General features: G+C 63.7%; 20 protein-coding genes. 10 read left to right on the forward strand and 10 right to left on the reverse strand.

Annotated features, from left to right (window positions below):
* Nucleotides 1–174: 174 nt before the first annotated feature.
* On the forward strand, nucleotides 175–1,686 hold the full coding sequence (locus tag AC1DYO_RS08395) for a glucosamine inositolphosphorylceramide transferase family protein (RefSeq protein ID WP_477262118.1): 1,512 nt from the start codon (nucleotides 175–177) through the stop codon (nucleotides 1,684–1,686).
* Here the strand turns inward: AC1DYO_RS08395 and AC1DYO_RS08400 are convergent.
* Nucleotides 1,675–2,769: a glycosyltransferase family 4 protein gene (locus tag AC1DYO_RS08400; RefSeq protein ID WP_477262120.1), complete on the reverse strand. Its 1,095-nt coding sequence runs from the start codon at nucleotides 2,767–2,769 to the stop codon at nucleotides 1,675–1,677. The genes AC1DYO_RS08395 and AC1DYO_RS08400 overlap by 12 nt on opposite strands.
* Nucleotides 2,766–4,178 carry a lipopolysaccharide biosynthesis protein gene (locus tag AC1DYO_RS08405; protein WP_477262122.1) on the reverse strand — a complete coding sequence of 471 codons (1,413 nt, stop codon included), beginning with the start codon at nucleotides 4,176–4,178 and terminating at the stop codon, nucleotides 2,766–2,768. Before AC1DYO_RS08405 ends, AC1DYO_RS08400 begins: the two co-directional genes overlap by 4 nt.
* A 234-nt stretch (nucleotides 4,179–4,412) precedes the next feature.
* Between AC1DYO_RS08405 and AC1DYO_RS08410 the strand changes: the two genes are divergently transcribed.
* Genes AC1DYO_RS08410 through AC1DYO_RS08420 form a run of 3 tightly spaced genes read left to right on the forward strand, consistent with a single transcriptional unit; the run spans nucleotide 4,413 to nucleotide 9,229 of the window.
* Complete coding sequence (locus AC1DYO_RS08410) at nucleotides 4,413–6,560, forward strand: GumC family protein (RefSeq protein ID WP_477262124.1); 2,148 nt, start codon at nucleotides 4,413–4,415, stop codon at nucleotides 6,558–6,560.
* Nucleotides 6,561–6,563: 3 nt separating this feature from the next.
* Complete coding sequence (locus tag AC1DYO_RS08415; RefSeq protein WP_477262126.1) at nucleotides 6,564–7,694, forward strand: glycoside hydrolase family 5 protein; 1,131 nt, start codon at nucleotides 6,564–6,566, stop codon at nucleotides 7,692–7,694.
* Nucleotides 7,691–9,229, forward strand: coding sequence for a hypothetical protein (locus AC1DYO_RS08420; protein ID WP_477262128.1), 1,539 nt, complete (start codon nucleotides 7,691–7,693; stop codon nucleotides 9,227–9,229). The genes AC1DYO_RS08415 and AC1DYO_RS08420 overlap by 4 nt, the downstream gene beginning before the upstream one ends.
* On the opposite strand, the gene AC1DYO_RS08425 is transcribed toward AC1DYO_RS08420, so the two are convergent.
* The 5 genes from AC1DYO_RS08425 to AC1DYO_RS08445 all read right to left on the reverse strand — a co-directional run bounded on the left by AC1DYO_RS08425 (nucleotide 9,201) and on the right by AC1DYO_RS08445 (nucleotide 16,210).
* Nucleotides 9,201–10,085: a hypothetical protein gene (locus AC1DYO_RS08425; protein WP_477262130.1), complete on the reverse strand. Its 885-nt coding sequence runs from the start codon at nucleotides 10,083–10,085 to the stop codon at nucleotides 9,201–9,203. The two genes, AC1DYO_RS08420 and AC1DYO_RS08425, sit on opposite strands and share 29 nt — an antisense overlap.
* Before the next feature lie 159 nt (nucleotides 10,086–10,244).
* The gene (locus tag AC1DYO_RS08430; protein ID WP_477262132.1) at nucleotides 10,245–11,897 is read right to left on the reverse strand and encodes an FAD-binding dehydrogenase; all 1,653 of its coding nucleotides are present in this window, start codon (nucleotides 11,895–11,897) and stop codon (nucleotides 10,245–10,247) included.
* Between the two features lie 50 nt (nucleotides 11,898–11,947).
* The gene (locus tag AC1DYO_RS08435) at nucleotides 11,948–13,660 is read right to left on the reverse strand and encodes an aldehyde dehydrogenase family protein (protein ID WP_477262134.1); all 1,713 of its coding nucleotides are present in this window, start codon (nucleotides 13,658–13,660) and stop codon (nucleotides 11,948–11,950) included.
* A 79-nt stretch (nucleotides 13,661–13,739) separates the two neighbouring features.
* On the reverse strand, nucleotides 13,740–14,924 hold the full coding sequence (locus AC1DYO_RS08440) for an alanine racemase (RefSeq protein WP_477262136.1): 1,185 nt from the start codon (nucleotides 14,922–14,924) through the stop codon (nucleotides 13,740–13,742).
* A complete protein-coding gene (locus AC1DYO_RS08445; RefSeq protein ID WP_477262138.1) occupies nucleotides 14,921–16,210 on the reverse strand; it encodes a D-arabinono-1,4-lactone oxidase in 1,290 nt (429 codons plus the stop codon). Before AC1DYO_RS08445 ends, AC1DYO_RS08440 begins: the two co-directional genes overlap by 4 nt.
* A gap of 307 nt (nucleotides 16,211–16,517) precedes the next feature.
* On the opposite strand from AC1DYO_RS08445, the gene AC1DYO_RS08450 reads away from it, so the two are divergent.
* Entirely contained in the window at nucleotides 16,518–17,678 is a 1,161-nt protein-coding gene (locus AC1DYO_RS08450; protein ID WP_477262139.1) for an alpha-D-ribose 1-methylphosphonate 5-triphosphate diphosphatase, read from the forward strand.
* A gap of 19 nt (nucleotides 17,679–17,697) precedes the next feature.
* Here the strand turns inward: AC1DYO_RS08450 and uxuA are convergent, their stop codons facing one another.
* Nucleotides 17,698–18,882: a mannonate dehydratase gene (uxuA, locus tag AC1DYO_RS08455; RefSeq protein WP_477262141.1), complete on the reverse strand. Its 1,185-nt coding sequence runs from the start codon at nucleotides 18,880–18,882 to the stop codon at nucleotides 17,698–17,700.
* A gap of 84 nt (nucleotides 18,883–18,966) precedes the next feature.
* Between uxuA and AC1DYO_RS08460 the strand changes: the two genes are divergently transcribed.
* From AC1DYO_RS08460 to AC1DYO_RS08475, 4 genes are all read left to right on the forward strand, one after another.
* Nucleotides 18,967–19,752, forward strand: coding sequence for an SDR family NAD(P)-dependent oxidoreductase (locus AC1DYO_RS08460; RefSeq protein ID WP_477262143.1), 786 nt, complete (start codon nucleotides 18,967–18,969; stop codon nucleotides 19,750–19,752).
* A gap of 226 nt (nucleotides 19,753–19,978) precedes the next feature.
* Nucleotides 19,979–20,530, forward strand: a complete 552-nt coding sequence (locus AC1DYO_RS08465; protein WP_477262145.1) for a MaoC family dehydratase — start codon at nucleotides 19,979–19,981, stop codon at nucleotides 20,528–20,530.
* Nucleotides 20,527–21,687, forward strand: coding sequence for a CaiB/BaiF CoA transferase family protein (locus tag AC1DYO_RS08470; protein ID WP_477262146.1), 1,161 nt, complete (start codon nucleotides 20,527–20,529; stop codon nucleotides 21,685–21,687). Before AC1DYO_RS08465 ends, AC1DYO_RS08470 begins: the two co-directional genes overlap by 4 nt.
* 20 nt (nucleotides 21,688–21,707) lie before the next feature.
* Nucleotides 21,708–22,844, forward strand: coding sequence for an extracellular solute-binding protein (locus tag AC1DYO_RS08475; protein ID WP_477262459.1), 1,137 nt, complete (start codon nucleotides 21,708–21,710; stop codon nucleotides 22,842–22,844).
* A gap of 51 nt (nucleotides 22,845–22,895) precedes the next feature.
* Here the strand turns inward: AC1DYO_RS08475 and AC1DYO_RS08480 are convergent, their stop codons facing one another.
* Both AC1DYO_RS08480 and AC1DYO_RS08485 read right to left on the reverse strand, forming a co-directional pair.
* Complete coding sequence (locus AC1DYO_RS08480; protein WP_477262149.1) at nucleotides 22,896–23,732, reverse strand: amidohydrolase family protein; 837 nt, start codon at nucleotides 23,730–23,732, stop codon at nucleotides 22,896–22,898.
* A gap of 65 nt (nucleotides 23,733–23,797) precedes the next feature.
* The gene (locus AC1DYO_RS08485; RefSeq protein ID WP_477262151.1) at nucleotides 23,798–24,586 is read right to left on the reverse strand and encodes an IclR family transcriptional regulator; all 789 of its coding nucleotides are present in this window, start codon (nucleotides 24,584–24,586) and stop codon (nucleotides 23,798–23,800) included.
* A 162-nt stretch (nucleotides 24,587–24,748) separates the two neighbouring features.
* Between AC1DYO_RS08485 and AC1DYO_RS08490 the strand changes: the two genes are divergently transcribed.
* Entirely contained in the window at nucleotides 24,749–26,068 is a 1,320-nt protein-coding gene (locus AC1DYO_RS08490) for a type 2 periplasmic-binding domain-containing protein (protein WP_477262153.1), read from the forward strand.
* Nucleotides 26,069–26,135 lie beyond the last annotated feature (67 nt).

A 26,135-nucleotide genomic window follows, 5' to 3' on the forward strand; every position in this document is an offset into this window, starting at 1 on the left:
GGTATATACGGGGCCTCGAGTGCTGATTGCATATCTGTCGTCAATCCAGCATTCGTTGGCAGGCCGGCAGGGTTGGTCAAGATCTTCCCCTAAAGCGGATGGCCAGACTTCCAAGTAACCGCAAGGTAAGTTTTTTCAGTCAGTCATTTGTTTTTACCGGTCATTGCTTTTCAAATGTCCAGGCCGGGTCCCGATACAATCGCGAACTGGTACGACATGCTGGCGATCGACGTCATTGTTCCGCAAACTACCCCGCGCCCGTGGCAGAAGATTGTCATCGAGCGGCTGCGATCGAACGGCCACGATGTCGCTGTGCTACAGCAGCCGGGAACGGCAGGCTGGCCAGGGTCGGCCAAAGCCGCCTTTGCTTTCGAACAGCGCTTGTTTCGGCGCCACCGTCCGAATCTGGCTGCGGCGCTGAACGAGATTCCGGTCCAGCCCACCGGCCGGCCCGCAGCGCTCAGGCTGGACCTTTCCGGCAATGCGCCGCGATCCGATGTTCCAACCATTGGCCTCCTGTTCGACGGATCTCGGTCCGATCTTGCCGTGGCGACAGCGATCGCGGCCGGAAGGCTGCCTGTGATCGAGGCCGTCCTTGATGGAAAAGTGGTCGGCCGGGCACGGCCGATGGTGGACAAGCGGGAATCGGTGGCGCTCGGCACGGAAGATGTGCTCGCACGCGCCATCACGCTGGTCGTCTCGCTCGCCAAGGCTTTTGCCGACGGCCGGCCCTTGCAGAGCGAATCGTCGTCTGAAGCTCGCAGCGCTCCGGTAACGCAATTCCTGCCCGCCTATCTCGGTTCGGCGCTGCCGCGGCTTGGCCGTGAAATCATCCGGCGCGTCAGCTATCGCCACGCGCATTGGCGGGTCGGCTACCGCTTTACCGATGCTCCCGGTGTCGCCGAAACCGGCAGGCTTGGCAACGGCTGGTCGGTCCTGCCCGACCCGGGCGATCATTTCTACGCCGACCCGTTCCCGTTCGAATGGCAGGGCCGGTCGTTCCTGTTCGTCGAGGACTATCCTCACGCCACCGGCAAGGCTGTCATCTCGGTCGTTGCGTTCGATGCGAATGGCGTTCCCGAGGCGCCACGCGTGGTGCTGGAGGAACCGCACCACCTCTCCTATCCCCAGGTGTTCGAGCGCGAGGGGGCAATCTGGATGCTTCCCGAGGCCAGTGCCAGCGGCAAGCTCACCCTCTATCGCGCGTCAGTGTTCCCCGACCGCTGGACCGCCGAGACGGTGCTGGTCGAGGGCGAGATTTCCGACGCAACGCTGCTCGAGCATGACGCGCTGCTCTGGCTGTTCGCCACTGACCGTGACGGCTACGGCAGCACCTCCGATACGCTGGTGGTGTTTTCGGCTCCCGCCCTCACCGGCCCCTGGACGCCACACGCCGGCAATCCGATCCTGATCGACCACCGCGCGGCACGTCCGGGCGGCGCTTTCGTTCGCAGCCCGGACGGACGCGTCGCCCTTCCCGTTCAGGATGGAACGCTCGGCTATGGCGGCGGCCTCAGTCTGTCCGAACTGTTGCAGCTCGACCGGCGGACGGTGCGGCTTTCAGCACCCCGGCCGATCGTCGCCGACGGCGACTGGCCATACCCGAAAATCCACACGCTCAACCGAGCCGGCAGGTTGGAAGTGATCGACGGGATCGCAGCCGTGCGAAGGCGTTCAGGAAAGTAGTAGCGCCTCGTAGCTGGCACACATCTGGGCGGGCGAGTACTTGTCCTTGAGCCGCCGCCCGGCGCCCGAAAGCCTGGCCGTCAGTTCCGGCCCGGCGATCAATTCGGCCATCCCCTCGGCCATGCCGGCGGCGTCGGCCTCGACGAAGATCGCAGCCGGTTCGCCGTCTTGCGCGGTCAGCACCTCGCGCATCACCGCAAGATTGCTCGCCACCACCGGCAGGCCGGAAATCGCCGCTTCGACACAGGCAAGACCGAAGGTCTCGCTCGTCGACGGGAACGCATAGACATCGCCCGCCGCCAGGAATTCGAAAATCTGTACCGGCGGAACTTCGCCGACCAGGTGCAACCGGTCCGCCACACCCCGCTCCCTGGCAAAGGTGACGAGCGTCTCCAGTTCCGGTCCGACGCCGGCAAGCGCTACATGGATGTCGGACAACCGCTCAAGTGCCCCGACCAGCGCGATCTGGTTCTTCGACCGTGTCAGCCGTCCGGACGACACGGCAAGCCACGCATTGCCTGGCAAGCCGAAGCGAGCACGCGCCGCCGCCTTGTCGAATTGCTCGCGCGGCGCCGGAACACCGTGATCGATGCGATGGAGGCGCCGCCGGTAGGCTTGCGGATAATGATCGAATTGCGCCTCGGTCCAGGCCGAGTTGACGATGTTTGCGTGGTAAAGGCCGGTCACGCCCATCAGCTTGTCGATCTGAGAGAGCAGGCCCATGGTGCCCTTGGTCTGCGGTGCGCCGCTCTGGTTGGCGACGATGTGCCTGACCCCGGCCAGTCGGGCGCCGATCGTGCCGAAGATGTTGCCATAGTGCTGATAGGTGATGACGGCGTCCGGCCGCGCCTTGCGCAGATAGCTCACCAGCCCGATGGTTGCCCGGATCTGTCCCGGCAAGCCTTTTGGCGGTTCGGTAAGAATGAAATCGGCGCTGGCGTCGTGGTCGAAGGCGTCGGTCTTCCGGTACATGAAGACGGTGCGGACATCATGGCCACGCGCCCGCAATCCTTCCCCCACCATGTCGGAAACGCGTTGCGCGCCGGCCGCCTCCGCCTGCGTCTGGACCTGCACGATCTTCACGTACGGTCTCTAAGCACCGGGCGGGAAACGGCTGCCGCCTTGCCCGCCGCGAGGCCGAAGATGGACGGGTTTATGCCTATTCGACGCCGTGCGATCGACACTGCGATGGCAGTCCAGGCAATGACCGTTGCGGCGATGGTGACCGCCGCGCCGACCGGCCCGAAATAGTAGGTCGTCGCGGCCGTCGCGGCGAGCCCCAGCACGTTGACGACGACCAGCACCTTGAACAGCGCATGCTGCAGGCCGGTCAGTTGCAGCAGTATCTCGATCGGGCCGCAAGCGGTTCCGAAGGTCGCGCCGATGCCGAAGATGACGAGCGTCGTGCGCATGGTCGGCGTGTCATAGGCCGGATTGAAAATGGACAGGATGAAGCCGCCGAAAAGCCAGAACGCCGCCAGCACGCAGAGCGCAATGGCAAAGCTGCCAAGTGCCGCAAGGCTGGTGATGCGCTGCACATGCGCCCTGTCGCCGCTGTAGAAGGCGCTCGAAATCTGCGGCGCCAGCGCCTGGTTGATGCCGTTGAGCGCCAGCGCCACGAACCGCGTCGTCCGGTCCGCCACGAAGATTGCGCCGGCCGGCACCGGCCCCAGGATCATGGCCACGAGCAAGGTGCTGACTTGGCCGAGCGCCGGCGGCAGTGAGGTGACGCCCCACAGGCCAAGCGTCACCGTCTTGAATTCCTGCTTTTGCGCTGGGCTAAGCGGACCGCGCTCGGCGCGCGACGTGTCGCGCAGCAGGGACAGCGTTTGCGGCACCACCGAAAGGAGGAGCAGCCCCGCGGTCAGGTAGGTCGCCTCCACCGCGCTGACGCCGACATGCATGAAGCGAAAGCAGAGAATGGCGGCAATGGTTGCCGCCCGCCATATGATATCGCGCGGCAACAGGCCGTAAATGAGCGCATTCTTGGCGCGGAAGGCGCCGGAGGTGAATTCCGACCAGCCGAGCGAGAATGACAGCACCGCGGCAGCCAGGCACAGCGATAGCCATTCGGGCGTGCCGCCGCCGACGAACGGCAAAAACCCCGCCACCAGGATGAGCAGGCTGGAGACGACAAGGCCGAGCAGCGCCACCAATATTGCGCGCGCCATCATGCCATGCGCCGAATTGAGGTCGCCGAGGCCGGCATATTGCGGCCAGAACCTGAGCACAGTGCTCTGCTGGCCGACCGATGCAAAGAAAGAAACCAGGCTGGCGCCGGCATAGGTGGCGCTGTAGAGGCCGAACTGCCGCTCGTCCATCACCATCGCTACGGCCACGAACATCAGGAACGACAGGCCGGCACTGGCGAGCTTGATCACACCCGCGACCGCCCCGCTCCTGGCGAGCGCGGGGATGGACATGCGCATGTCGGCTGCCGGATTGCCGCTCCCAGCCATTGCGGCTTTGTTGTCGCTTATGTTGTCATCCAAGATCGGCTCCTGTGACGATCGGCAATGGCCTTGCCCCCGCGGCAGCCGAACCGACCCTGAAACCTGTCCCTGAATAGAACAAAAACTCCCGCATGCGCCAGCCCCGAACGCGACGAATGGTTACTGGCACACCTGCATACAAAGGTGAAACGCTTTGGTAACCTTAACGAAAGGCTAACGATAATGGGGAATAGTGCGAGGTGTAGAGTGACGTGACTCTGCAGAGGAAAAATGATGAGTCCTGCCGGCATCGACGATCGCACGCTTCCACCGTTGTTTGATATCGCAGCGCTGTGGGCGATTCTTTGGGGCCGCCGCCTGATGATTTTTGTCATTGCAGGTGCCGTGCTGCTGCTGACGGTGCTCTATCTCTTGGTGACCAGCCCGAGCTACACCGCAACGGCTTCGATCCTGATCGACCCGCGCGATTCGCGTTCCACCAATTTCAACAGCGTTCTTCCCGGCATCGGCTCCGACAGCGCCGCCATTGCCAGCCAGGTCTTCGTCATTGAATCGCAGGATCTGCTGGGCGACGTATTCGACGGTCAGAAGGTGGCGAGCGACCCCGAATTCTCGGGCCGCGGCCTGATATCGCGGCTGTTTTCCATATTCGGATCAGACCAGAAGGCCACGCGCGACGCGACCTTCAAGCGCTTTCAAAAAGCGGTATCGGTGGAGCGCGAAGGGCTCACCTATGTCATCAATGTCAGCTTCACCTCGAAATCGCCGGAGACGGCCGCGCGCATCGCCAACGCCATCGTCGAACGCTACCGGACCGGCCTTGCCGGGGAACGCGAAGGCGCCAACAGCGATGTGAACTCCCTCCTCAACGACCGGATCAAGGGCCTGCAGAAGGACGTCAGCGACGCCGAACGCGCGGTCGAGGATTTCAAGACGACGCACAGGATCGTCGATCCGACCGATGGCGGCACGTTGCAATTCCAGCTCGACCAGCTGACGACGCAACTGATCACCGCCCAAGGCGACGCCGACCAGGCAAGGGACCGCTACAATCAGGCGCTTGCCGTCGGCAGCTCACCTGCCGGTCTCGCCAGGCTGGCGGAAATCCTGTCTTCCAACTCGGCCATCAAATTGCGCGACGACTACAATCAGCGCGCCGCCGAACTCGCCAATCTCGAAACCATGTATGGGCCGCGCCATCCGGCGATCGCGCGGCTGCGGTCCGAGCTTGAGCGGATGAACCGGCTCATGGGCGCCGAGGCCGACCGCATCAGGCAGCAGCTGAAGGCCAGCTACGATCTTGCCGCGCAAAATGTCGGCAAGTTGCAGGCGAAGCTCGAAGCCTTGCGCCAGCAGTCTTCCGACTCGAGCCTTGCCCAGGTGCAGCTGCGGCAGCTGGACTCCAAGGCCCAGGCCGCACGCGGCGTCCTCGACGACTATCTGAAGCGCGCCAAGGAAACCTCGCAGATGGAGGGCGTCCAGACCTCCGAGGCGCGCACGATCGCCAAAGCTTCGCCGCCACTGCAGCCGACCTGGCCGAAGCCGGCCCTGCTCCTGCCGGTGAGCGCGGTTCTTGGCCTTCTTGCCGGATGCGGTCTCGCCCTGGCGTTCGGCCCGGTCCGCCGGCCCGAAGACGAACCGCAGGCGCCCAAGGAAGAAGTGGTGCCGGCGGTCCAGCCGAGGCAGGAGGCACCGCGTGTCGCTGCCCAGCCGGCTCCGAAGCCGGTTCCGGCCAGTCTGGGCGAATACCGCGTGCCGGCCGGCGGTACGGTGCTTTCAGGCATCAAGGCGATCAGGGCCTCGCTGTTCCAGGACGGCGACGAGGCGCTTTCGCGCGACGTGTTGAAGCTGATGCGGCAGATCATCCTGCGCCTTCACGACCATCCCAAACCCTTTGTGCTGGCCGTGTCCTCGACGCGCGGCAGCCTCGAGGCGAGGCTTGCCGGCGCATTGATCGGGATCAGCCTGCAGCGGGTCGAGCAGAACGTGCTGGTTGTTGAGATCGAAGGCCAGCCATCCAGTTCGACGGGCCATGGCCCCGGTATATTCGTCGACAGCGCCAGCGGCCTGCGAACCGCCATCTGCAGCCCGCAGGGGCAAAAAGGTGGACGGACCTTGGGCAACGTCCTGACCGAGGCCGGAAACGCCTTCGACTTCATCCTCGTCAGCGCCCCGGCGTTCAGCGAAAAGGCCTGGTCCCCGGAATTTTTCACGCAGGCCGATCTGACGCTGCTGGCGCTGAACCCCTCGGAGCAGGCAGCCGACGCTGCCGCCCTGTTGACGCAACGGCTGGGCGTCGCCCAGATCGGACGCAGTGCCACGTTGGTCATCGCACCGCAGACCGGGCAGCCGGCCGCGCGCACGCCAATGCAGCCTTCCGGCGCCGCCGATCGGCGCCGCGGTTCGGCTGCGAGGAGCTGATCCGTGCCGGCGGAGCGGACATCGCTGCCGGTGATGTCTCGGCGGCAGGTGCTCGCGCTGGCTGGCGGGGCTGTGCTCGCCACCCTCCCCTTCCCGGCCCACGCCACGACGACTGCGCGCAGCGTTCCATCGCGCGGCTTCAATCTTCCGGGATGGCTCGATCGCGAGGCAGGGACTGCTCCTGCCACTGCAACGCTGGAAAATCTGCGCCGGTCGGGGTTCGAAACCATCCGCTTGCCGGTGAACAGCGATCTTATCTCGGCCGGCGACCCGGCTGGGCTCCGCCGCATCCATGATGGCGTCGCCGACCTTGTCGGGCTGGGCTTTGCCGTTCTCGTCGACATGCACCCGTCCGCCGACCTTCACGCCGCCTTTGAGCGCGATCCGGCAGCCGCAAGCGAACAGGTCGTGCAGGCATGGACGGCCTTGCGTCCCGTCATTGCCGAGCTGCCGGCGGCTTCGGTCTATCCGGAACTGTTGAACGAGCCGCCGATGGAACGCGCCGTCTGGCTGGCGCTGCGCGACAGGCTTGCGGAGACCTTGCGCGCAACATGTCCGCGCCACACGCTGGTCTGGGGGCCGGCACGCTTCCAGGGCATATGGGAAATAGCCGATGCGCCGCCTCTGGCCGACGACAACCAGATCGCCGCCATCCATTTCTATGCGCCGACGGCCTTCACCCATCAATGCGAGAACTGGGATACGTCGCCGCTGGCGCGCATGGCCAATTTGCCCTTTCCCGCGACAAGGGAGACCCCTGCGGTCCGCGACCTCATTGCAAGATTGCGCGCTGCCGGCGACGAAGAAGCTGCTTCCCTGCTCGAGAACGAACTTTCGAACCCATGGACGGCGGCCGCGATTGCTTCGAACTTTGCCGAGGCCGCACGCTGGTCGGTGGCTCATGACTGCCCGGTGATGCTGAACGAGTTCGGCGTGCTCAATTTCTGCGTCGATGCGCAAAGCCGCGCGGCCTGGGTCCGCGCCGTGCGCGAGGCCGCCGAAGCCAACCATATCGGCTGGACCTATTGGGAGCTCGACCAGGGCTTTGGCTTCATCCCCAGCAGGCTGAGCCCGGAAGGGTTCGACGCCTCGATGATGGCTGCCCTCCTGGGCGGCGAGGCGGCCGGGCAATGAGCGTCACCAGCGCATATCCGCGGGCCGGGCTCAGCGCACCGAACGCATCGAGCGCCGAGGCTCTGCTGCATATCTCGATGGCGCTCATCGTCGTGGCGCTCGGCGTTTCGGCTTTTGCGGTGTGGACGCCGTTCGGGATTGTCGCGACGTTCATAGTGACGCTGATCGTTTCGAATGCGGTGCCTGCCGGCATTCCTGTCGTGATCATCTGCGCCTTTCTCTACCAGAACCTCATGGTGGCGTGGTACACGCCTTACATTCCCGACAACGATACGTTCGATGCGCTGCGCGGTACGAACTTCATCATCCTGATGACCGCCTTCTGCATCTTCCTTGCTGCGTCGTTCCAGCACCGCGTGCGCGCGCTGACCGAATTGCGCCCCTGGCTGCTGCTCAGCCTCGTGCTCTGCGCAACCATCACCTTCTATCTGGCGCTCGGAGCCGTGCATGGCGGCCCCAAGGACGCGGTCGTCTATTTCCGCAACACCATCACGCCGCTCGCCTGCTTCCACATCGCGGTGCTGGCCGCCGCCCTCTATCCGGTCGACCTGCGCAAGAGCATGCTCTGGCTCGGCACCGGCGCGGTCATCTACGGCTATGTCGAACTGACCTTCACGATGAATTTCCTCGGCCTCTTTCATGGCGACCTCTACATCGAACGCAACATCTCGCGGCAGATCGAGACCGGCGTGTGGGAGAAGGCGCTCAGGGAGACTGGCTTCGTTTTCCGTGGGCTCGAGGACGTGATGACGACGACCTTCTTCAACACGCCGTTCTTCAACGACATCCTGCCAAGTGTCTTTCGCATCGGCGGTCCGAACTTTCATTCGATCAGCTATGCCTATGCGCTCAGCATCATATCGGCGTGGCTGCTCTTCAAAGGCCGTTGGCTGCTGCCCATCGCCGCCTTGCCGCTGCTGCTCGTCATCGGCTCCAAGGGAGCGACATTCATGCTGCTCGTCGCGCTGTGCGTGCGGCTGTTCCACCGCCCTTCCCGCACCGGTCTGACGCTTGCCGGCGTCGTCGCCCTGGCCGTGGTCTGGACGACCGCGGCAATCGCCTATGGCGCCACCCATGGCGACTATCACGTGCTCGGCCTGGCGGCAGGCATACGCGACTTCCTCGCCAACCCGCTCGGCCAAGGACTGGGGCTGGGCGGCAATCTGTCGAGCACCAGCATCAATCTCAGCTGGTCGACCGCGCAAGCGGAAGGTGCTGCCTCCGTCCCCGTCGAAAGCGCAGTCGGCGTCATGCTCTACCAGATGGGAATTGGCAGCCTGGTCTTCTTCGGCTTCCTGGCGGCGCTCGCCATGGCGGCACGTCGGCAGTTGATCGAAACCGGCGATCCGGATTTCCTGTTCGGTTTCGTCGGCATTGTCACCATCTCGGCCAATGCCGTGCTGCAGGAAGAGGCATTCTACTCACCCCTCGCTCTCGCCTTCTGCCTGCTGCTCGTCGGTGTCTCGCTGGGCACGCGCTGGCGCGAGCTCGCAGTGCAAAGAGCAATTAAGGCCCGAACACCACAAGTTCGGTGAAGGTCAGGTCGCCCGGCGCCGGCGGGTTCGGGCCCTTGAAGTATTTTATCCCCCTGTTGGCGAAGTAGCGGCCGAACAGGCCAGGGATGGGCTCCTTGGCGTCGGCGAGGCAAAGCAGGATCCCCCGTCGCAAGACAAAACGCCCCACGGCGCCGGCATACCGGCTCAGATCCGCCAGCGAGCGGCAATAGACGATCTGGGCGCAGGGGATAAGACCATGCAGTATTCGGCGCGGCATCAAAACCAGCGGAGACGCCACCCCGTCGCAAATGCAGACCAGAGAGATGCAGCCCAGCGCGGCATGTTCCAGGACGATGTATCTTTCGCCGTCGGAGAGCATCGCCAATTCGGCAAGATCGGGACGAACCTCAAGCACCCGACACGACTTCCGCACCGAACTCAAGGCGGGCAGGAAGGCAAATTGTCCATGCGAAAAAAGCCGAAAGCCGAGTGCCTTGTTGGCCTTCAATGTCGCGGGCGCCGGCGAAATGTTCGTGAAGGTCACGTCCCTCCGCCTGAGGATCGCCCAAATCAACTTCATGGCCTGGGGACGGTATCCTTCGTCCACCGTCCAGCTTGAAATGTTGCAGCGTACCTCGTCGCCTTCCCGGCCAGGGAAGCGGGCGTATAGCGTCAGCACGACGCCAACGATCTGGCCAGCATTCTCCAAGGCAAAGCCGTATTGTGGAAAATCGGCGACAATGGGCCGTTGCGACAAACGGGCGAGCGCCCGCATCCAGTAGGTGCGGCCACGTTCTGGAAAACCCCGGAGCAGGCAATCGGCTACGCCGTCCCAATCACCCTGGTGAATTGGCCGGCAGCTAAGATCGGGAAGAAGGGTGCCAAGTGCTGCCATAGTCGACCCGTGAATACGATCAGATTACCAGACCCATTCACCCCCAAGACTGCCAATAACGCAGGACGATTAATAATCTGCTTTGTCGTCGGAAAATATCCCCGTTATGGCGCCCGACGATAGCCTGTCTCGGTGTCGATGGCAGCGTTGGCCAGGGCGTCATCTGCCCGCCGCGTGCCGACCTGCGTTCCTGCCGGAAAAAATGCAGCTGCCGAGAAATGTCCCTTCAAGCGCATTGTAGCCGTGATAGCCGCCGCCACCGCCGCCGGCCACCTCGCCTGCCGCATAGAGCCCGGGAACGGGCTCGCCATCGCCGTCGAGAACCTGCGAATTGAGGTTGGTGTGCAGGCCGCCCAGCGTCTTGCGGGTCAGGATGTTGAGGCGCACCGCGATCAGCGGCCCGTGCTTGGGGTCGAGTATCTTGTGCGGTTTGGTCACCCGGAAGATCTTGTCGCCGATGTAGTTGCGGGCGCCGCGGATGGCCGTGACCTGCGCGTCCTTTGTGTAGGCATGCTCGACCTCGCGGTCGCGCGCCACGATCTGCGGCTTGAGCCGGTCGTAATCGAGCAGATTGTCGCCGGACAGCGCATTCATGCCGGCGACCAGGTCGGCCAGGTTTTCGCGGACGACGAAGTCCTCGCCTTTTTCCAGAAACGCCGCCACCGACGGCGGCGCCTTGCCGCCACGCCGGTTCTTCAGCACGGCCCGCCAATCCTTGCCGGTGAAGTCGAGGTTCTGCTCGGAGCCCGACAGCACGAACTCCTTCGAGGCGATCGTCTTGGTCAGCACGAACCAGGAATAATCATGCCCGGTCGACAGGATGCGCTTCAGCGTGCCGAGCGAATCGAAGCTCGGGAAGAACGGCGCCTCCATGCGTTGTCCGAGCGCGTCGAACCATAGCGGCGACGGCGCCGACAGGATGCGGATGCCGTGGTTGGGCCAGATCGGATTCCAGTTCTTGATCCCCTCGACATAGTGCCACATGCGGTCGGCGTTGATGACGGCGCCGCCAGCATCCTGGGTGATCGCCACCATGCGGCCGTCGACATGGTGCGGCACGCCGGCGACCATCCGCTTCGGCGCCGGCCCCAGCCGCTCGACCGGCCAGACCTTGCGGACAAGATCGTGATTGCCGCCAATGCCTCCGGAGGTGACGATCACGGCACCGGCCGAGAGTTCGAAATCGCCAACGACCGTGCGGTTCGACTGCTTGCCGCGCTCGACGTTGGACGCCTCCAGGATTTCGCCCGCCACGCCGGTGACCGCGCCGTTGGTCTTGATCAGCCGGCTGACCTGATGGCGGAATTTCAGCGTGATCAGCCCCTTGGCGACGTGTTCGCGCACACGCCTTTCGAACGGCGCGACCACGCCGGGACCAGTGCCCCAGGTCAGGTGGAAGCGTGGCACCGAATTGCCATGGCCGTTGGCCAGCGCACCGCCACGCTCGGCCCAGCCGACCACCGGCCACCAGCGCATGCCCATGCCGTGCAGCCACGGCCGCATCTCACCGGCGGCGAAATCGATATAGGCTTCCGCCACCTTCCTCGGCCAGTGATCCTCGGGCCGGTCGAACTGGGCCGAGCCCAACCAGTCCTGCCAGGCGAGGTCGCGACTGTCCTTGATGCGCAAGCGGCGCTGCTCGGGCGTGTCGACCAGAAACAGGCCGCCGAGCGACCAGAATGCCTGGCCACCGAGAAAACCGCCGCCTTCCTGCTCGACGATGATCACGCGCTTGCCGGCATCGCCGAGTTCAGCGGCAGCCGCCAGGCCAGCAAGGCCGCCGCCAACGATGATTGCATCCGCGTCAGCCATTGTCGTCACTCCTGTCTCGGCTTTTTGGTTTTGACATCGGATGCTTGTTGCTAGCCGCGCAGCGCGTTCCAGATGATGCGCGGCAGCTTCAGGAGGCTCGGCCGGTAGTTGAACTCTGTGATCAGACGGCCGACCATGTGTGCCCTTTTGTGGGTCAGGAACCACGCCGGCTTCGGCATGATGCGGAACGGCGCTTCGAGCACGCTGCGTTCCGGTTTGTCGAACAGATAGGTGTTGTGGACGACGCCGATGCCGCTCTGCACATCGTCGAGCGTGTGGCCTGGGAAAGCGCCCCAGGTCGGGCGCAGCAGCGCAAACAGAACGCCGCTCCAGGAATTGATGCCGATGCCGCCATAGCGCAGTTCGGCAACGATCTCCTCGAACCGCAGCCGGCCGATCTCGGCGATCGTCTTGGGATGGATGAGGATGTTGGCGGCCAGCGTGCCGTGCAGCTTTTCATTGGCGTAGGCGACAGCGGCGCGCAGGTAGGATTCGGCATTGCCCGCCGGCAGCCGCATGACGCTGAGCGCCGGCGCAAACACCTCGGCATTTTCGAGATAGGTGTCCGTGCCCGGCCGGAACGGCACCACCACGCAGGCCGGCCCGCTAGGCCGTTCGAATTTCTGCACGCTGTCGGCATGCGCTTCGAAGGCGGCGAGGCGCTCGGTGGCGCCCGGGTAGTAGACCGGGCGTGACGGGGCCTTCCGCATCACCTTTTCGAGCGCAGCCAGCAGCGCATCGGATTTGTCCCAGCCCTCAGGCAGCACCAGCATCTGGCAGGCGATGCAGTTGAAGCCGGAATTGTTGAGTTTTTGGGTGGCGATCAGCTCGGCGTGGTAGGCGATGTCGGCATTCGACCACGGACCGGGCACGACGATGGTCGGCGCCACGCCGCCAAGCTCGGAGGTGATACGCCGGCTGTTGCGCGGCGTGCCTGCCGCCTTGTTCTTGCGGCCCTCTTCGCCGGGACCCCAGACGATCGCATCATGCGAGGCGGCCGCACCGGTGATGTGAATGTCGTCGACGAGATCGTGATTGCATAGATAGGCGCCGACATCGGCGCCGCCGCGCACGATGCGCAGCGCGCCGAATTCGATCAGCGGCCGCAGCGCCGGCCGCAGGAAATCGATGAGGTAGTCGTTGACCGGATTCATCTTGAGAAGGACGACCTTGTGTTCGACGAGCAGTTTGTGCAGGCAGTCGAGCGGCGCGATCGAGGCGACATTGCCGGCACCGAGCACGAGGCCGATCTTGCCCTTGCGGCTGGTGCGCGGCGCGTCGTAGGCCGATGCGGTGTTTGCGGCCAGATTGGCCTTGGTCACACCGGGCTGCATCCAGATCTCGGCCTTGAGCCCGGTGAACAGCACCTTGTCCCAGAGCGAATTCGGAACCACCGTGACCGCCACCTGTCCGTTGGGCAAGGTGCGGACCGGCAGTCTGTCGAGGAACTTCTTGCCCTCCATCAGGCTCAGCGTGTGGATGAACTGGTTGCAGCCATCCATCAGCGCCGCCGGGCCGGCCAGCCACTCCTCGCCTTCCAGCGGCGAGCCGGTCGGGATGCCCTTCTTGCGCACCGCCGTCTTGACCCACGCTTCGGCGACCTCGCGGAGGTGATCCTTGACCTGCCGCAGCAGCGCGATGCGCTCACTGTTCGAGGTCCGCGCCCAGTCGTCCTTCCTGGCGTCGAGATCGGTGAGCGCGAGGTCGAGTTCGGCTGCCCATTCAGGTTGCACGGGCTGGGTTTTGACTGCCTTGGCGACCATCCTATCCTCCTCCATTTCGATTTCTTTGTTTGACGCAATTCCGGACGGAAAACCGCTTCACACTTTTCCTGGAATTGCTCTAAGAAAACGGCAGTGCGGCCCATTGCTCGACGAATTTCCCACCGGAATAGACCTGGATCGAACCGAATTGCTGTAGCACGAATTCGCTCTGCGTCGGACGCAGGAAGGCGTAGTCGTCGGGTCCGACATTGGCCCCGAGACCGGCATCGTCGGGCAAGGCCATGAATTGCTGATTGGTCGAGAAGCCGAACGTCTTGTCGCTCTTCATCCCGGCGGGATGGACGGGCTTGGCCATCCACTTGCCGCCATAGAGGAAACAGCCGCGCCGTGGCAGCAGCCCAAGCTTCTGCAGCAGCCAGGAGCGCTCGTCGAGGCCCGGAAGCTGGACATCGACCACCTTCAGGATCGGCGTCACGATGAAAGCGGCAGGCTGCAACTGGCTGAGGCTGGGCACATCGAAATCGGTCGGCAGCATGAAGGCCGATCCAATGGACAATTCATTGGCGCCGACCCAGCTGTCGTAGAGCAATGCGGTGCTGCTGCCGCCGAGATTGAGGATCCTGCGCTGGTCGGCGGCAAGGCAGGCGACATACTGGCGAAACAGGCTGACCGCCTTGGCCCGCGCCTTGACCGGTCCTCCCAACAGTTTTGGGATATGGCCGATATGCGCCTCGTAGGCCATGACGCCTTCGCATTTCAGCCGTGGATAATTCGCCAGCGCTGCAACCGCCCGTGCCAGTGCGTCGGGATTGCTGATACCGCCGCGATGCAGGCCGACATCGACCTCGAAGCAGATGCGCAGCTCGCGGTCGAGCTCGGTGGCAAGCGCGCCATAGGCGGCCAGCCGCTCCTCGGTATCGATCAGCCAGACGATGCGCGACGTCGCTTCGCCAAGACCGGCGAGAACGCCCTTGGTCAGCGCGTGCCTGGCACCGGCGACCGGCATCGGCTTGCCAAGCAGCAGATCGACATCGGGAAAGGCTTTCAGCATTTCGGCGCTGATCGGCAGATGAAAAGTCATCAGCCTGTCGGTCGCGAACGCCGCGCGGATATGCTGGATGAGCGGCAGGCATGGCAGCGACTTGTCGACGAGGCGCAGATCGAGGCCGGTGGCGAACTTCACCTTGATCGCGGCGATGTTGTGGTCGAGCCGGTCGAGATCGAGCACCAGGCAAGGCTGAAAGATCCCGACCGCCCTGAGCGCGGTAGACAGTTCGGCAAAATAGGTGTCGGTCAGGCTCATGTCGCGACGCCGAGCAGCCTGGCCATGTAAGGCGTCACGAAACGGTTGTCCGGGTCCATCTCCCGGCGCACCGCCATCGCATCGCTCCAGCGCGGATAGAGCGCACTCAGTTCCTTGGCGGCGAGGCTGTGCATCTTGCCCCAATGCGGGCGGCCGCCGCGCTTCCTGAAGATCGGTTCGGCGGCGTTGAAGTACGCCATCGGATCGCGCTCGACGCCGTGATGAATGGCGACGGAGCATGTCGGGCGCTTGTAGAAGGGGCTGAGCCAGATGTTGTCGGGCGCGACGACGCGAACTTCGATCGGAAAGTAGACATCCGGAAACCGCGTCTCGAGCAGCGCGATGATTTCGCCCAGCGCCGCCGTCCCTTCCTCGAACGGCAGGTGATATTCCATCTCGTTGAACTTGACGTTGCGCTCCGAGGTGAAGACCTTCAGCCAGTCCTCGACATAATCCTCGGGCGGCACCTTGGCGAAGGCCGAGCCGATGAGACGGCGGCGCAGCCAGGGAAACCAGCTGAGATAGTCGCGCAACTTCCTCAGCGTTGTCACCGCATCGTCGTCTTCCGTCGGCGGGCGCACCGTCGCCGGCGCGTCGGTGATGTCGCTGGCGATCAGCAGCGCCTGGCCCGAAAACGGCACGTAGTAGAATTCTGCCGAACGATGCGCCGTCACGGTGCTCTCGAATTGCGATAGCACGTCGGCAATCGGCGCTGTCCAGCGGCGGTGCCGCATCCGGCAACTCGCGACATTGCGGATCGTCACCTCGGTCACCGCCCCGAAGGCACCGAGCGAGGCGCCCATGGCATCGATCATGTCTGGGCTTGTGGCGCGGTCGAACTCCTTGACCTCGCCGCGCCCGTCGACGATCTGCATCGCCTCGAGCTGGGTGTGGTAGGCGCCGAGCGTGATGCCCGAGCCATGCGTGGCGGTGCCGAGCGCTCCCCCAAATGCCTGCTTGTCGATGTCACCCATGTTTGGCAGCGCCTGGCCGACGCCGTGCAGAAGTTTTGCCAGCGCGCCGATCTTGGTGCCGGCGCCGACCCGGGCCGTCAGTTTTTCGGGATCGTGTGACTTTAGCCCCTCGAAGCGGTCGAGCGACAGGATGGTGCCGTCATTCCTGACCAGCGGTGTGAAGGAATGCCCCGTGCCGACGAAGCGGACAGGTCCGGGCGCGCTGCGCAGGAGTTCGCCCAATTCATCGAGAGTTTGCGGTTCGGCAAAAGCCTGCGGCCTGGCCGTGACATAGCCCGACCAATTGCTCCACTGGCTGATAGCGTCTCCCACAATCGCCTCCCTGGGACAGCCGGCTTTACCGGTCTTAACAGCTGCGCGGAATAATATGATACATAGTCAGCTTTTCGGATATGATACGTTGTCAGCTTTCTGTCAAGCTGGCAATCGAGGGACAAACCCGAAGCCGGCTTGAAAAGAAATGCGGCCGTGAACTTTCATGAACCGTGACTTTTCGCGTCAATCACAAGGCCCGTCACCGATTGTCATTTTTCGGGGGCAAGCAGCTGTTATGGGGACGCCTGTCCCTTGGTCTTGCCGACCGAAAATCCCGTCCTGACCCGCCTCGAAGAGAAATTGCATGTGGCTAAGTGAATTCGAAATTGTCCTGCGCGACCGCGTCATCCCGAGCGGCGCCATCCGCATCGAAAACGGCCGGATTGCCGAGATCCGAAACGAGCCGGTCGAGAATGCCGACATATCAGGCGGCGGCCGCCTGCTTCTGCCAGGCTTCATCGACATGCATGGCGACATGGTCGAGAAGGAAGTCGAACCGCGCCTCGGCGTGCATGTGCCGATGAAGATCGGCATCGCCGAACTCGACAAGAAGCTCGCCTCCTGCGGCGTCACCACCGCCTATGCCGCGCTGTCCTTCATCGGCGCCAGCATCACCAGCGGCGTGGCGCGCTCCGAAGAGCATACGTCTGCAATCATCGACACCATTGCCGGAATGAAGGACCACCTGCTGGTCGATCACCGCATCCATGCCCGCTTCGAAGTCACCTTCACCCCGGCGGTTCCCATGTTGCAGAAGCTGATGGATGCCGGCAGGCTGCATCTGATCTCGCTGATGGATCACACGCCGGGACAGGGCCAGTATCGCGATGTCGAGCTTTACATCGCACGCATCGCCAAGGAGCGCGGCATGTCGGTTGCCCAGGCATCCGAGGTCGTCGGCCATCGCATAGCCGGCCGCGAGGGCCAGGGCGATGTGCTCAACGCACTGCAGGATCTGTCGGCGCGTGCGCAGGCCAATGGCGTCGCGCTTGCCTCGCATGATGACGACACGCTGGAGAAGGTGGAACTGGTTCATGGCCTTGGCGCCACGCTCAGCGAATTCCCGGTGACCCTGGAAGCGGCGCAGGAAGCCAGGAGGCTCGCAATGCATACTGTGATGGGAGCGCCCAATGCGCTGCGCGGCCAATCCTATTCCGGCAATCTTTCGGCGCGCCAGGCTTACCAGGCCGGGCTGCTCGACATGCTGGCCAGCGACTATCATCCAGCCTCCATCCTGCCGGCCGTGCTCGGCCTGGCGGAACTGCGCGAAGGCAGTCTTGTAGCGGCGGCAGCGCTGACAAGTGCCAATCCAGCCACGGCGCTCGGGCTTACCGATCGCGGCGCCATCGAGACGGGACTGCTGGCCGATCTGGTCGTTGCCGATCGCCAGCCGGTGGCGCGGGTGCGGGCGACATTCCGCGCCGGCCGCATGATCTACAGCGACGGCACGTTAAATCGGCATTGAACGCAATTCGTTTGTCGCTTCAAGCAAGCCCGAACGTCTCCACGGCGCGCATGATGCCGCGCAGTTCGGCGAGGCCTTTCAGGCGGCCGATCAGCGAGTAGCCGGGATTGATCCTTGTCTTGCCGATATCGTCGGCGAGCAGATGGCCATGGTCCGGCCGCATCGGGATTTGCCAGTCGGCGCGGCCTTCTCTATGGCGGCGCGCCTCTTCCTGCATCAACGCCAGGATGACATGCGCCATATCGGTGCCGCCCTCGAGATGCTCGGCTTCGTAGAACGAGCCGTCCTTCTCGATGGTGATGTTGCGCAGATGGGCAAAGTGGATGCGGTCGGCGAATTCCTTGACCATGGCGACAATGTCGTTGTCGGCGCGCGTGCCGTAGGAGCCGGTGCAGAACGTCAGCCCATTGGCCTGGCTGTCGACAGCCCCAAGAATGAAGCGCGCATCCTCGGCGGTCGAAACGACACGAGGCAGGCCGTAGAGGGAAAACGGCGGATCATCAGGATGGATGCACATGCGCACCCCCTCCTCTTCCGCTACCGGAATGATCTCGCGCAGGAACCAGGCGAGGTTGTCGCGCAGCTCCTTCGGCCCGATCCCGTCATAGTCCGCCAAGGCCTCGCGAAAGCTCTCGCGGTCATATTTGCGCTCGGTCGCCGGCAGACCGGCGATCAGGTTGCGTTCGATCTGGTCGATCTTCTCGGGCGGCAATTCCTTGAGCCGCGCTTCCGCCTGGGTAATACGCGCCGGCGTATAGCTTGCCGCACCATTCTTGCGCTTCAGCACGAACAGATCGTAGGCGGCGAAATCGATCGCATCGAAACGCAAGGCATAACCCGTCGTCGGCAGCCGGTAGGCGAGATCGGTACGGGTCCAGTCGACCACGGGCATGAAATTGTAGCAGATCGTGGCGATGCCTGCCTTGGCCAGCGCGCGGATTGAGTCGCGATAATAGCCGGCATAGCGCTCGCGTTCCGGTGCGCCGATCTTGAAGGAATTGTGGACCGGGATGCTCTCGACGACCGACCAGGTCAGTCCGGCTTCCCCGATAATGCGCTTACGCTCCAGCACTTCGGCTTCAGGCCACGCCCTGCCGTCATAGATGTGGTGAAGTGCCGAGACCACGCCGGTGGCGCCCGCCTGCTTGACATGATCGAGCGTCACCGGGTCGTCGGGTCCATACCAGCGCCAGCATTGTTCCATTTTTCGGCTTTCCTTCTGCGAGAGGTTGGCAACTTATTGTCGGACCGCGATGGGAGTCGATAGAAAATGGAGGAGTTTTCGAAAATGCAGGATTTCGACGGCAAGGTGGCCCTGGTGACGGGGACGACCGGCATCGGCCTGGCAACCGCCAAGCGCCTTGCGGCCGGTGGCGCCGCAATCATCGCCTGCGGCATCGACCGCGCCGCCAATGCGGCGATGAAAGCGCAGCTGGAAAGCGCCGGAGCCGCAGCGCTGGTCATTGATACCGATGTGTCTATCTCTGATCAGGTGCGCGACGCGGTGGTGGCCGGCGTCACAAAATTCGGCGGCCTGGATGTGATCGTCAATTCGGCCGCGGTCCATCCCTATGGAACCGCCACGACCACCGACTGGGAAACCTGGAACCGGGCAATGACGGTCAATGTCGGCTCGATCTATCTGACAGCGCATTTCGGCATTCCGGAAATGATCAAGCGCGGCGGCGGCGCCATCGTCAACGTCGCCTCGGTGCAGGGCTTTGCCTGTCAGCAGAACGTCGCCGCATACGCCACCACCAAGGGCGCCATCCACACGCTGACGCGCTCGCTGGCGCTCGATTATGCGGCGGCCGGCATCCGGGTGAATTCGGTCAGCCCAGGCTCGATCCGCACACCGATCCTGGAGAAAGCCGCGCGCGGCGACAATGGCAGCGATGCCGATGTCGAAGAGGCCTACAAGCGCTTTAGCGCGGCGCATCCGCTCGGCCGCATCGGCGAACCGGAGGAAGTGGCGGAACTCATCGCCTTTCTGTGCTCGTCGAAGGCCGGCTTCTGCACCGGTTCCGACTACAGGATCGATGGCGGCCTGACCGCAGGCATTGGAGTGAAGTAGAACCATCGTTCAAGCAACGCTCCGCTGGTCGCCTCCCGGCAACACCACAGGCGCTGCAGGCCCGCGCGTAATCGGGATAGCCGAATTTCGCCCGGCCCCGCTTGCAACCTCATCCCATATGTGAAAATATTATTCACAAAAGAAGATTGGCGGGAGGATCGATCATGCAGCCAGTGGGTTCGCGGCGCGCGCAAACGGATGCTTTGTCCGTTCTGTGGGTGTTGCCATGACGGGTTTCGCGCCGACCGTTGGCGTGGCATCGACACACCCGGCCAACATGGCCAAGGATCACGCCGATATCCCGGTCTGGAACGCCGAGAACTGGTTCTATGAAGACTGGCCGGTCGGCCAGAAAATCCGCTCGTTGCGCCGCACGATGGCCGAAGGTGACAGCCATTTGTTCAACACGCTGGTGCTCGACATCCATCCCTATGTGCAGGACCAGATGTTTGCCGAGAGCGAAGGCATTTTCGGCAAGCGGCTGATCGCCGGCGCCTTCGTCTTCTCGGCCGGTCTCGGCCTGGTCGCCACCAACTGCGTCAACGCCTTTTCCTACGGCTATGACAAGCTCCGTTTCATAAAACCTGTCTTCATTGGCGACACGATCTATTCGATCCGCTCCAACCTCGACAAGAAGCCGCGCTACAAGGAGATGGGGCTGATCCGCGCCAGCTACGAAGTGTTCAAGGGCGAAGGCGAACTCGTTCTCTATTGCGAGCACCTGCAGACGGTGAAGTACCGCAACCCGTCCGATTTCGTCGGCAAGACGGAGAAATGACGATGGCAGCCGAATTGCCGCTTGTCGGTCTCACCGTCGTCGACATGAGCCAGTTCCTGTCAGGGCCTTATTGTTCGCTCCGGCTGCTCGATCTCGGCGCCCGCGTCATCAAGATCGAGCGCCCGGATGGTGGCGACTTGTCGCGCCGGCTCTATCTCAGCGACACCGAGATCGGCGGCGACTCCACAATCTTCCACGCCATCAACCGGGCCAAGGAAAGTCTCGCCATCGACTTGAAGAACGAGGCCGATCTGAAGACGCTGCGCGGGCTTCTGGCCAAGGCTGATGTGCTGATCCAGAATTTCCGGCCCGGCGTCATCGAACGGCTCGGCTTCGACTATGAGGCGGTGCGCAAGATCAACCCGCGGCTCGTCTATGCCTCGATCAGCGGCTATGGCGAGGAAGGCCCATGGGTCAAACGGCCCGGCCAGGATCTGCTGGCGCAGTCGCGCTCGGGCGTGATGTGGCTGAACGGCGACGAGGACCAGGGGCCGGTGCCGTTCGGGCTCGCCATCGGCGACATGCTGGCCGGCGCTGCCTGCGCGCAAGGTATTCTCGCGGCATTGGTGCGGCGCGGTATCACTGGTCAAGGCAGCCATATCGAGACCAGCCTGTTGGAAGCGCTGGTCGACTTTCAGTTCGAGGTGCTGACCACACACCTCAATGATGGCCGCCGCTTGCCGCGCCGTTCCAGTTTCCGCAGCGCGCATGCCTACCTCTCCGCGCCCTACGGCGTCTATCCGGCCAAGGACGGCTATCTCGCCATCGCGATGACGCCAATTCCGAAACTCGCCGACCTCTTGTCGCTCGATGAGCTAGCGCCCTATCGCGACAAACCGGCGTCGTGGTTCACCGCGCGCGACGACATCAAGGCGATCATCGCACAACGGATCGCAACGAAAACCATCGACGAATGGCTCGCCATTCTGGAGCCAGCCGACATCTGGTGCGCCAAGGTGCTGACCTGGCCGGAGATGCTGGCCAGCGACGGCTTCCAGTCGCTCGACATGCTGCAGACGGTGACGCGCGAGGATGACGTCTCGATCCTCACCACCAGCTCGCCGCTGCGGGTCGACGGCGTCAGGGCCAAGGTCGACCGCGCGGCCCCGCGCATCGGCGAGCACAGTGCTGCGATACGCGCGGAGTTCGGCCTGTGAGCGAGGTGACGCTCAAGGGCATGACTTGGAGCCATCCGCGTGGCTACGACCCGATGGTCGCCTGTTCGGCGCTGTGGAAAGAGAAGACTGGCGTCGCCGTAGACTGGGACAAGCGCTCGCTGCAGGATTTCGAATCCTTCCCGGTCGAGGAACTGGCACGCGCCTACGACCTCATCGTCATCGACCATCCGCATGTCGGCCAGATCACCGCGGAGCGCTGCCTCGCGCCGCTCGATGTCGCCGGCCGTGAGACCGAGCGCGCGGCGCTTGCCTCGGGCAGCGTCGGCCAATCCTATCCGAGCTATACCTGGCAGGGCCGGCAATGGGCCTTCCCGATCGATGCGGCGGCGCAGGTGCAGGCCTGGCGGCCGGATACGCTCGACGCCCCTCCGGCGCGCTGGAGCGAGGTGCTCGACCTTGCCCGGCAAGGCCGCGTGCTGCTGCCGCTGCGGCCACCGCATGCATTGATGGTGTTCTACACGCTGGCCGGCAATCTTGGGTACGCTTGCGCCACCGACCCGTCCCGCGATCTCATCGCTACCGAGACCGGCCACGAAGTCTTCGAGGCAATGCGCGAGATCGCGGCGCTGGTCGACCCCGCCTGTTTCAAGATGGACCCGATTGCCGTCTCGGAGCGCATGGCGGAAGCCAACTCCCGCATCGTCTGCGCGCCGCTGATCTACGGTTATGTCTCCTATGCGCTAACAGGGTTTCGCGCGCACCGGCTGGCGTTTGCCGATATCCCGGTGATCGGCTCCACTGGTCCGGTTGGCTCGGCGCTTGGCGGCACCGGCATAGCCGTATCAGCCTTCTCGAAGGCCAAGGATGCCGCGATCGATTTCGCCTATTGGGTCGCCAGCGGCGATGTCCAGCGCGGTCCCTATGCTGCTGCCGGCGGCCAGCCCGGCCACGCCGCCGCCTGGGAAGACCAGAACGTCAATGCCTCGACCGGCAATTTCTATCGCGACACGCGCGCGACGCTGGAAGGCGCATGGGTGCGGCCACGCCATGACGGCTACATGGCGTTCCAGCAGAAAGCATCCGACCGCATCATCGACGGTTTGAATTCCCGGCATCGGCCCAACCAGGTCGTTGCCGATCTCAATCGCCTGTTCCGGGAGAGCATTCCGGCGCAGGTGGCCCGCGGAGGAGCCTGAAACCAGAGGCAGAGACGCACCCGCCGGCGGGCGAGCGCCGTCCGACCACGTCTACAGCTTCCACATCCGCTTCGCATTGCCCGAAAGCAGCTTGATCCGCTCGTCGGGACTGGCGCCCGCGATCAGCGCATGCGTCGCCGCCACCCAGGTCGCAAGGCCGCCGCCAAGCGTGCACACCGGCCAGTCGCTGCCCCACACGACGCGGTCCCAGCCGAACGAGCCGATCGTGTGTTCGACATAGGGGCGCAGTGTCTCGACGGTCCATGAGCCGGCATCCGCATAGGCAACCACGCCAGAGATCTTGCCGATGACATTGGGCCGCCGAGCGATCTCGGCCATGTGTTCGCACCAGGGGTGCTCGGCGCTGCCCTTGATGTCGGGAACGCCGCAATGGTCGAGCACGAACTGAACGTCCGGCGCCAGATCGGCGAGCGCAATCGCGCGCGGAATCTGATGCGGCAGGACGACGAGATCGAAGGTCAGGCCGGTGCCGGCAAGTCGCCTGATATTGTCGCGAAACAGCACGCTTTCAGAAAGCTCGTCCGGCATGACGTGCAGCACGCGGCGAAACCCCTTGACGAAGGGATCGGCCTGCTGGCGCTCAAGGTAGGCGGCAAAGCCGGCTTCCTCCGGACGGCAGGCGGCGATCGCGCCGCGCAGCAGGCTGCCCTGCTCCAGCGACTGCGTCTTCACATGACTGGTCTCCGCCTGGATGTCGGCCGGATCGACATCGACCTCCATATGCAGCGCCGCCTCGACGCCGGCGCGGCGGGCCTGGGTCGCGTATTCCTGATGCGAGAAATCGCGGTTGAGCGCCGGCACGCCGCCGAGCCAGGAATAGCGCAGCGCCGACAGATCGATCAGGTGCAGATGGGTGTCGATGATCATGACACGCTGTCCTCCTCGGTGATTTCAGATCATCTCACGGAGAAATCGTTCATTCAAATAAGAATTCACTTGGTTTGCTTGAACCCCGACCCCGCCAACTGCGACAGCTTTTCCGCCGCCGCCTGCAGCAACGCAATGGTCCTGGTGATGTCGGGCGCCTGGGGGGAATTGACCAGCGTGATGTAGGGTACCGAAAGCGCGGCAATCGCCTTGCCGTCCGACCCCAGCACCGGCGCCGACAGGTTGAAAACGCCGGCGGTCTGCAACGACGCCATCATCTCGTAGCCGCGGTCGCGGATCTGGTCGAGGCGGGCGAAGAACTCCGGCGACTGTGCCGGCTTGTCGGTGCTGCGCATATGCTCGGCGATCATCATCTGCCGCTCCTCGTCCGAACGGAAAGCGAGCAGCACATGGCCTGAGCCGGTGTCGAACAGGCTGATATGCGAGCCGACGCGGATCGAGATGCCCCAATAGTCCGGCGCCTCCTGCTGCGCGATCACCACGGCTGAACCGCGGTCGAAGACGACAAGCTGGTTGGCCTGCTGCGAGGTCTCGGCGAGCTCGCGCATCAGCGGCGTCGCGTAAGACCCCAGCCGCCGCACCGGCGCGTGCAGCTGTGCCAGGCCGAACAGCTTCAGCGTCAGCGAGTAGCGGTCGCCGTCGGGGCGGGTGACATAGCCGCGCCGCACCAGGCGGTCGAGCATGCGGTAGAATTCGTTCGGACTACGGTCGAGCTTCTTGGCGATTTCCGCCTGCGTCAGGCCGCCGTCGACGCCGGCCAGCAGCTCGAGAATGTCGAGCCCCTTGTCCAGCGCCGGGGCGCGGTAGCGGTCGTCGTCATCGTCTTCGGCCATACTCATCCTCCAGTGAATTTCAGACTTCATATACGCATACCAGCCGTCATCCGAAAGAACTTTCGGCTTGACGCGGCTATAAATGTTTTGTTTGTATATGAATGAAGGCTGTCAATCGAGTCCCAGGACGGGTTCGACGCAGGCTCTTTGGGAGGAAACCAAATGAACAGACTGTTTTCCGGCCTGTCGGCCGGCGTGACATTGCTTGCTTTGTCTGCAAGCGCTGCCTTTGCCGGCGACCTGCCCGGCAAATTCGACGGCGTCACCATCGATGCCAAGCTGATCGGCGGCCAGCAATATGAAGGCCTCTACGCGCGCATCGGCGAATGGGAAAAGCTGACCGGCGCCAAGGTCAACGTCATCTCGAAGAAAAACCACTTCGAGCTCGACAAGGAAATCAAATCGGATATCGCCTCCGGCAGCATCAACTGGTGCGTCGGCTCCAACCACACCTCGTTCGCGCCGCAATATCCCGGCATCTACACCGATCTTGCCAAGCTGCTGCCGAAGGAGGAGATCGACGCCTTCGTTCCGGCCAACATCGCCGCCGGCACGCTGGACGGCAAGCTGGTGATGTTGCCGCGCGCGCAGTTCGATGTCTCGGCTCTCTACTACCAGAAGAGCCTCTATCAGGACGAAGCCAAGAAGAAGGCCTACAAGGACAAATACGGCGAAGAGCTCGCACCGCCGGACACGTTCGACGAGATGGCGCAGCAGGCTGAATTCTTCGCCAGCCCGCCGGATTTCTACGGCACCCAATTTGCCGGCAAGGAAGAGGCGATCAACGGCCGCTTCTACGAGATGGTCATCGCCGATGGCGGCGAATATCTCGACAAGGACGGCAAGCCCGCCTTCAATTCGGAAGCTGGCGTCCATGCGCTCGACTGGTTCGTCAATCTCTACAAGGCCAAGGCCGTACCGGCCGGCACCACCAACTATCTCTGGGACGATCTCGGCCAGGGCTTTGCCTCGGGCACCGTCGCCATCAACCTGGATTGGCCGGGTTGGGCAGGCTTCTTCAACGACCCGAAGTCGTCCAAGGTCGCCGGCAATGTCGGCGTCAAGGTGCAGCCCAAGGGCTCGTCCGGCAAGCGCTCCGGCTGGTCCGGCGCGCATGGCTTCTCGGTGACCGAGAACTGCGCCAACAAGGAAGCGGCGGCGTCACTGGTCTGGTTCCTGACCAATGAGGACAGCCAGAAGCTGGAAGCCGCGGCCGGCCCGCTGCCCACCCGCACCAAGGTGTGGGAATGGGACATCGAGCAGGCGAAGTCCGATCCTTACAAGACCGAAGTTCTGCAGGCCTTCCAGGAAGCCGCCAAGAACGCTTTCCCGGTTCCGCAGACGCCGGAGTGGATCGAGATTTCCAACGCCGTCTACCCTGAGCTCCAGGCCGCCATCCTCGGCGACAAGACCTCCAAGCAGGCGCTGGACGATGCGGCCGCCAAGGCCACCCAGATCCTCGAGGACGCCGGCAAGCTCTGATTTTTTCCCCCCGGGGGCGCGGCATCGGTGAAGAGCAGCGCCCCCGAATTGTTTTCCAGAACAAAAA

The organism is Mesorhizobium sp. P2_F5, assembly GCF_056403715.1.

Bases quoted from the DNA above. Each gene is read 5' to 3' on its own strand.
- AC1DYO_RS08460 (WP_477262143.1), top strand. From the start codon at position 18,967: ATGCAGGATTTCGACGGCAAGGTGGCCCTGGTGACGGGGACGACCGGC.
- AC1DYO_RS08450 (WP_477262139.1), top strand. From the start codon at position 16,518: ATGTGGCTAAGTGAATTCGAAATTGTCCTGCGCGACCGCGTCATCCCG.
- AC1DYO_RS08425 (WP_477262130.1), bottom strand. From the start codon at position 10,085: ATGGCAGCACTTGGCACCCTTCTTCCCGATCTTAGCTGCCGGCCAATT.
- AC1DYO_RS08475 (WP_477262459.1), top strand. From the start codon at position 21,708: ATGACTTGGAGCCATCCGCGTGGCTACGACCCGATGGTCGCCTGTTCG.
- AC1DYO_RS08430 (WP_477262132.1), bottom strand. From the start codon at position 11,897: ATGGCTGACGCGGATGCAATCATCGTTGGCGGCGGCCTTGCTGGCCTG.
- AC1DYO_RS08465 (WP_477262145.1), top strand. From the start codon at position 19,979: ATGACGGGTTTCGCGCCGACCGTTGGCGTGGCATCGACACACCCGGCC.
- AC1DYO_RS08395 (WP_477262118.1), top strand. From the start codon at position 175: ATGTCCAGGCCGGGTCCCGATACAATCGCGAACTGGTACGACATGCTG.
- uxuA (WP_477262141.1), bottom strand. From the start codon at position 18,882: ATGGAACAATGCTGGCGCTGGTATGGACCCGACGACCCGGTGACGCTC.
- AC1DYO_RS08440 (WP_477262136.1), bottom strand. From the start codon at position 14,924: ATGAGCCTGACCGACACCTATTTTGCCGAACTGTCTACCGCGCTCAGG.
- AC1DYO_RS08485 (WP_477262151.1), bottom strand. From the start codon at position 24,586: ATGGCCGAAGACGATGACGACGACCGCTACCGCGCCCCGGCGCTGGAC.
- AC1DYO_RS08470 (WP_477262146.1), top strand. From the start codon at position 20,527: ATGACGATGGCAGCCGAATTGCCGCTTGTCGGTCTCACCGTCGTCGAC.
- AC1DYO_RS08420 (WP_477262128.1), top strand. From the start codon at position 7,691: ATGAGCGTCACCAGCGCATATCCGCGGGCCGGGCTCAGCGCACCGAAC.
- AC1DYO_RS08490 (WP_477262153.1), top strand. From the start codon at position 24,749: ATGAACAGACTGTTTTCCGGCCTGTCGGCCGGCGTGACATTGCTTGCT.
- AC1DYO_RS08480 (WP_477262149.1), bottom strand. From the start codon at position 23,732: ATGATCATCGACACCCATCTGCACCTGATCGATCTGTCGGCGCTGCGC.
- AC1DYO_RS08435 (WP_477262134.1), bottom strand. From the start codon at position 13,660: ATGGTCGCCAAGGCAGTCAAAACCCAGCCCGTGCAACCTGAATGGGCA.
- AC1DYO_RS08410 (WP_477262124.1), top strand. From the start codon at position 4,413: ATGAGTCCTGCCGGCATCGACGATCGCACGCTTCCACCGTTGTTTGAT.